The sequence below is a fragment of the Nostoc sp. CCY 9925 genome (assembly GCF_963920935.1).
Taxonomy (GTDB): Bacteria; Cyanobacteriota; Cyanobacteriia; order Cyanobacteriales; family Nostocaceae; genus Nostoc.
Window position 1 is genome coordinate 79,085 of record NZ_CAWUDO010000030.1, and the last position, 6,227, is coordinate 85,311.

The window sequence follows — 6,227 nt, forward strand, 5'->3', positions numbered from 1 at the left end:
CATGTCATCATTTTGTGTTCCACCGACTCAGCTTTGGTTAGAGGTATCTCCTGAACTTCAAAATCAATCTTGGCAGCAAAGCCAATCTAGCGTTAGTCCCCGTAGCCGTTGGAATGTTTTTCTCAATCAAGTATGCGTTAGTACTTTTTTGCCTTGGTTACAAGCAGAATACGTACCAGAAGCTACTATTGATACATTGCCAATAACTTGGGAACTAGTCAACGGCACTGCGATAAATCTTGATACAAAACGCTTGATTTTAATTCCAGATAGAAGCCTAGAAACTAGAGAATTTTCTGTACCCCAAGAATGGATAGATATTCCTCAATGGGCCGGAGATTATTATTTAGCTGTACAAGTTAATCCCGATGGTGAGTGGATGAGAATTTGGGGTTATACTACCCACGAGCAATTAAAAAATCAAGGTAGTTACGATTATCAAGAACGGACTTATTCTTTAGATGCTACTCAAATGATTGAGGATTTAAATGTACTTTGGGTAGTACGTCAACTATATCCTGAAGAACAAACACAAACAGCCATTGCTCCTTTGCCTGTTTTATCAGCTACTCAAGTAGAAAATCTCTGGCAAAGATTAACAAGTCCAACAATTACTAATCCTCGCTTGGAATTGCCCTTTGAAATCTGGGGAGCCTTGTTAAATAACGAAGACTGGCAGCAAAGATTCACACAGAAGCCAGCACTTGTTAACTTGCGCCAGTGGTTCCAAAATATAGTTGCAGATAGCTGGCAAACAATAGAAACCTTCCTGGGTAGACAGCCAGATTTCGCCTTTAGCTTTCGTCAGGTTAACGATGCAGCAGAGCGATCAATCCAGCGAGTTAAGGAAATTGAGTTACCAAATAACAATCAACCTGTAGTGTTAATGTTGACATTGACAGCAGAAATAGATGGTAGAGTAGGAATTCGTGCCCAACTATATCCTAAAGAACGCAATTTATATCTACCTATAAATATTAGTTTGGCATTGATTTCTACTTCCGGAAAAATTGTCCAATCAGTGCAAGCAAGGGAAACAGATAACTCAATTCAACTCAAACGATTTAAATGTCCCCAAAATACGCGCTTTAGTCTTCAGGTTGTTTTAGATGATTTCAACTTTATGGAAGAATTTGAAAGTTAAAAATTGGGTATTAGGAGTGTTGACTGATGACTGTTGACTGATGACTATCAGGACTTACGCAAAATCATCAAAAAACGAACCCCAAAGAAAGCGATGTCTGCGACGGGCTACGTCTACGCAAGCGCAGTGGCGCGGCAAGGCTAAAATAGTGCATCAAATTTAGCTCTTGTGGGGTGGGCATCCTGCCCGCCCGGACGGGTGAGGACACCCATCCCACAATAGTTTACTAATGCACTATTTTAGTCGGGTCACGCGAGTAGTGTGCGTCAAAGCGTGGTTTTGCGTACAAGCTAAGGCGGTATAGCACTTAAAACAGGAAAAGCTCTCACCCAAATCCCCAATTTTTTGATAAATTCGGGATTTATTTGCTTCTAAGCAGAAATTTCAGCGCCTATCTTAGTAAAAGGGACTGGGGGCTGGGGATTAGGGATTGGGGTAGTGGTAATTCGAGGGATGATTTATATTTATTTATTGAACTTTTAATAAAGTAACCTCAAATACGGCATATTTAGCCGTAGTATTACCATCACTACTAAATAAATAAAAATTACAGATTAGTCGGGTGCTACCTGTGCAGATTTCTATTACTTCTGTAATGGAAACGGTTTTGTCCTGTGAAAAATTATTAATGAATTCAAAACTTTTGTATGGAAAGTTTTCCGCTCTACGGTAACGCCATGCCATCATCAAGTGCGCCCAAACTAGAAATTACCTGTTCGCCGCACTTAGTAACCTGGCTGCAAAACCAGTTTATCAGCCTTGCCTTTACTACCTATCAAACCAATCGCCTGTTTTTTATTGGTTGCAATCAGCAAGGCCTAACTGGTGGTAATGGCGCTGATACTTTCCGCTTTGCTTTGGCTGATTCGCCGCTGAATAATTTTGACCGCATCACCGACTTGCAAATCGGCACAGATATTATTGATGGGCCAAATGCTGTCAGCGCGGCAAACCTCGCCGAACTGGGGGCGGTGAGTGGCTTAACCCAAACCGCAATCAGCGCTGTACTGACCAATAGTAGTTTTGTTGCCAACCGTGCTGCCACCTTTAGCTTTGGTAGCCGCACCTTTGTGGCACTGAATAATGACACAGCTGGCTTCTCTACCAGCGATGCTGTAATTGAGATTACCGGGTTTAGCGGTAGTTTGACTTCTTTGGCGATCGCTTAAGTATAAAAGGAACGATCGCACTTTAGGAAACTGCAAGGGCGATCGCTCAAATAAAAACAAGGAAAAGATGAATTGAAATCACTACTATAGGACTAGTATTTAATTTCTGAAAAAATCTAAGTATGTGTAGGGTGTGTTACGGCTTCCGTAACGCACCACCCGAAGGTTTTGGTGCGTTAGCCTACGGCATAACACACCCTACGTATATTTCAAAAATCAAATATGATTCCTATAGATAGATTGTTAAATCAACGTGAGTTAGTGATTAAGTGGCATTGGAAAATAAAAAACAAAGGTAACAGCTGCTATATTGCAGCTTAAATGCTGATTAGCTTAACTCCTAACTCAACACTCAACAGTCATGAGTAAACTGATCGTCCTCAACTTAGGAAAAGGAAACTTACACCAAGGGTTTCCCACGGTCATTGCTCAACTTTGGCAAACGGATACTCCTACTCCCATGCAGTTTACAGGTGGATTACCTGCTGCACCACAACTAGAGCATCTTTATCAACGTTGGCAACAAATGTATACAACTTTGTATGCTAGTTTGGGTTGGCGCAGTGGCAACATTACAGACTTTGAAATTGATGAAGAAGATGTTACTCATATTTCCCAAGCGGAGTTTGACAACCTCTGCCAAGAATTACAACAAAGCCTAAACACATGGCTAAATAGTTCGCTGTTTCTCAATATTGACCGCAAGCTACGTACTCAACTCTCACCAAAAGAAGAAATTCGTTGCATAATTACCGCCGAATCGCCGCAGGTTTTAAAGCTTCCTTGGTGTCTGTGGCATTTTTTTAGTGATTATCCCCAAGCCGAAATTGCTCTGAGTCCGCCAGAATATGCCCGTTCTGTGAAGACGAATCCGAAAAAGAGTAAAGGTAAAGTCAGAATTTTAGCAATTTTAGGCGATCGCCAGGGCATCGATCTCGAAAAAGACCAAAATTTACTGCGGCAATTACCTAATGCCGAACTCAAGTTTTTAGTTGAACCCAATCGTTCCCAACTCACAGAACAGTTATGGGAGTCAGGCTGGGACATTCTTTTTTTTGCAGGGCATAGTTCCAGCCAAGGAAAAGGGCGAATGCTGCTCAATTCTGGCGAAAGTTTAACCATTGACCAATTAAAGTATGGTTTACAAAAGGCGATCGCTCAAGGTTTGCAACTAGCAATTTTTAACTCTTGTGATGGTTTGGGATTAGCCCAAGATTTAGCCGATTTGCATTTACCTCAGGTAATTGTCATGCGCGAACCCGTACCAGACCGGGTAGCACAAGAATTTTTGAAGCACTTTTTGACACTTTTTTCAAGAGAAAAAACTTTATATGCAGCCGTCAGGGAGGCCAGAGAAAGATTACAATCTCTAGAAGATGATTTTCCCTGCGCCACTTGGTTACCTGTGATTTGCCAAAATCCAGCAGAAATTTCCCCCACCTGGCAGGATCTCTGCGGTGGTTGGTTGGGTTTATATCTGCCGCGTCCAAATTTCAGGCAGTTACCAGCAGTTTTTTTAAATAGCTTCAGTGTTACTTTCATTATCGTATTAATACGGTTATTCGGTGGACTGCAACCGCTAGAATTAGAAGCGTTCGACCAGTTAATGCGACTGCGACCAAAAGAACAGCCAGACTCGCGGCTTTTAGTAATAACTATTACCGACCAAGATATTCAAGCCCAGGGACAGGAACCGCGCCAAGGTTCTTTATCTGACAAGTATCTCAATCTCCTACTAACCAAACTCGAACAATATCAGCCAGTGGCTATTGGTCTAGATATATACCGAGATTTTGCAGTAAGTAGTAATCAACCAGAACTAGCCAAGCGGATGCAAAAAAGCGATCGCTTGATTGCAATTTGTAAACGTGCTGACCCCAAATACGACCCCGCAGGTATTTCACCCCCGCCGGAAATACCAGAAACACGACTGGGTTTTAGCGATTTTGTTGAAGACAACGACAGTGTACTCCGCCGTCATTTGTTGGCGATGACTCCCAACCCGATTTCGTCTAGTTGTACTGCGGCTTCTGCCTTTAGCGTGCAGCTAGCATTTATTTATTTAAAAAAACAGGGAATTACAGCTAAATTTACCGAAAATTGGGATTTACAGCTAGGAAATAAAACTTTTCCAGGATTACAAAATCGAACTGGCGGTTATCAGTCCATAGATGCCCAAGGTAGTCAGATTTTACTAAATTACCGTTTTTCGCCCTCCGTGCAAGCGATCGCACCTCAAGTTACCCTCAGCCAAGTCTTGAACGGACAAGTTAACCCAAATGCCCTGAAAAACCGGATTATTCTGATTGGCGTCACCAGTAACAGTAGTAGCGATTACTGGTATACACCAGATGGGAAAAACCCTTCAGAAATTATCCCAGGCGTAATTATTCAGGCACAGATGGTCAGCGAAATACTCAGTGCTGCTTTAGACCAAAGACCCTTGTTATGGGTTTGGAACCAATGGGCCGATATTTGCTGGGTTTGGGGCTGGTCTTTGACAGGTGGTTTACTGGCTTGGTATCTTCGCAAAACAGCTTACCTCACTATTGCTGTGACCGCAGCATTAGCTATTCTGTTTGGACTTTGCTTAATCTTGTTGATTCAAGGCGGCTGGATACCTTTAGTACCACCGATGATTTCTTTGCTACTTAGTAGTACTGTATTTATCTTTATCAGCAAGAAATTCCAGAAATTATAGACAAGCGAAGTGTAGTAATAAATTAGGTGTTAATCCTCAAAAATTAAAAATCCTAATAAGTTACTTTGGCGATCGCTAATTAATTTCTACTATGAAAAAGGTACTTTGGTTTCATACTACCACCCTAATATCTGCCCTGACTTTAAGTATTTTTAACCCACCTTTAAATTTGCATGTACAGGCTCAAACTTTAACACCTACAAACAAAATCACGTATGTTGCACCAAGAGCACAGGAAAAGCCAGGAGAACCCACAGGAAGGCGTAGAGGTGGAGGTAGCCGTGGTTCCTGCAAGCAATATGAAACTCTGACAGCTTTAGTACCCATAAATAAGATAGGAAATAAAGATTTAGTATGGGGACAATCAGCATCTCAAACTCCAACATTTTGGTTTTTTGTACCCGATAAATTAACTCCTAAAATCCCTGTTGAGTTTGTAATTCAAGATGAAGCAGATAATTACGTTTATCATACAAAATTTAATCCATCAGAAACCCAATCAGGAATTTTTCGCGTACCCGTACAACCTACAAAACCCTTAGTAGCTGGTAAATCTTATCGTTGGACTTTTTCGATTTATTGCGATCCTGACAAGCCATCTGCTGCTGTTTATGTCCAAGGTTCAATGACACAAGTCGCTCTCAATCCATCATGGCAAAAACAACTCGCAGCAGCTAAAACACCATTAGAAAAAGCTAGTTTTTTTGCCGAAAATGGTGTTTGGTATGATGCTTTAACCAGTTTAGGAGAAAGTTTACAAAATACTAAACAAAAAGATCCAAAAATTATATCAGCTTGGAGCGAACTACTCAAGCAAGTTGATTTAGTTCAGGTTGATACAGATGCGATCGCAACTTGTTGTATTTCTAAATAATATGATGTCCACTTGATGCATAAGTCCTATATTCTAATACAATTCAGTTCAGCATAAAATTATTCATGTAGAGACGCGATTCATCGCGTCTAAAAAACCAGTTTTTTGCCAATAAACCTTAACCCAAGCCTATTGTCCTATATTCAAAGGACGATACACCCATCTTAAAAATTACTACTTTCTTGAGCTTGGTAATTTTTCACAACATTAAAACAGCCCTAGCAGTTTTGCTAGGGCTAATTTTTATTGATTATCGCATCAATTCTAATTGATTACAGTTGTTTACCGTTGAATAAACCTTCAACTTTCTTGTTGGGATAGGCTTTCTTATTATCTTCT

Annotated in this window: 4 protein-coding genes; all 4 read left to right on the forward strand. The window is 40.8% G+C overall.

Going from position 1 to position 6,227, the window contains the following annotated elements:
* Window position 1 precedes the first annotated feature (1 nt).
* Window positions 2-1,144 (forward strand): DUF1822 family protein, encoded by a 1,143-nt coding sequence (locus ACM0OY_RS17275; protein ID WP_414570070.1) that lies wholly within the window; start codon window positions 2-4, stop codon window positions 1,142-1,144.
* 647 nt (window positions 1,145-1,791) lie between these two features.
* On the forward strand, window positions 1,792-2,313 hold the full coding sequence (locus ACM0OY_RS17280) for a bluetail domain-containing putative surface protein (RefSeq protein ID WP_414570071.1): 522 nt from the start codon (window positions 1,792-1,794) through the stop codon (window positions 2,311-2,313).
* A 361-nt stretch (window positions 2,314-2,674) separates the two neighbouring features.
* Complete coding sequence (locus ACM0OY_RS17285) at window positions 2,675-5,014, forward strand: CHASE2 domain-containing protein (RefSeq protein WP_414570072.1); 2,340 nt, start codon at window positions 2,675-2,677, stop codon at window positions 5,012-5,014.
* A gap of 91 nt (window positions 5,015-5,105) precedes the next feature.
* Window positions 5,106-5,888 carry a DUF928 domain-containing protein gene (locus ACM0OY_RS17290; RefSeq protein WP_414570073.1) on the forward strand — a complete coding sequence of 261 codons (783 nt, stop codon included), beginning with the start codon at window positions 5,106-5,108 and terminating at the stop codon, window positions 5,886-5,888.
* Window positions 5,889-6,227: the final 339 nt, after the last annotated feature.

Bases quoted from the DNA above. Each gene is read 5' to 3' on its own strand.
- ACM0OY_RS17275 (WP_414570070.1), top strand. From the start codon at position 2: ATGTCATCATTTTGTGTTCCACCGACTCAGCTTTGGTTAGAGGTATCT.
- ACM0OY_RS17280 (WP_414570071.1), top strand. From the start codon at position 1,792: ATGGAAAGTTTTCCGCTCTACGGTAACGCCATGCCATCATCAAGTGCG.
- ACM0OY_RS17285 (WP_414570072.1), top strand. From the start codon at position 2,675: ATGAGTAAACTGATCGTCCTCAACTTAGGAAAAGGAAACTTACACCAA.
- ACM0OY_RS17290 (WP_414570073.1), top strand. From the start codon at position 5,106: ATGAAAAAGGTACTTTGGTTTCATACTACCACCCTAATATCTGCCCTG.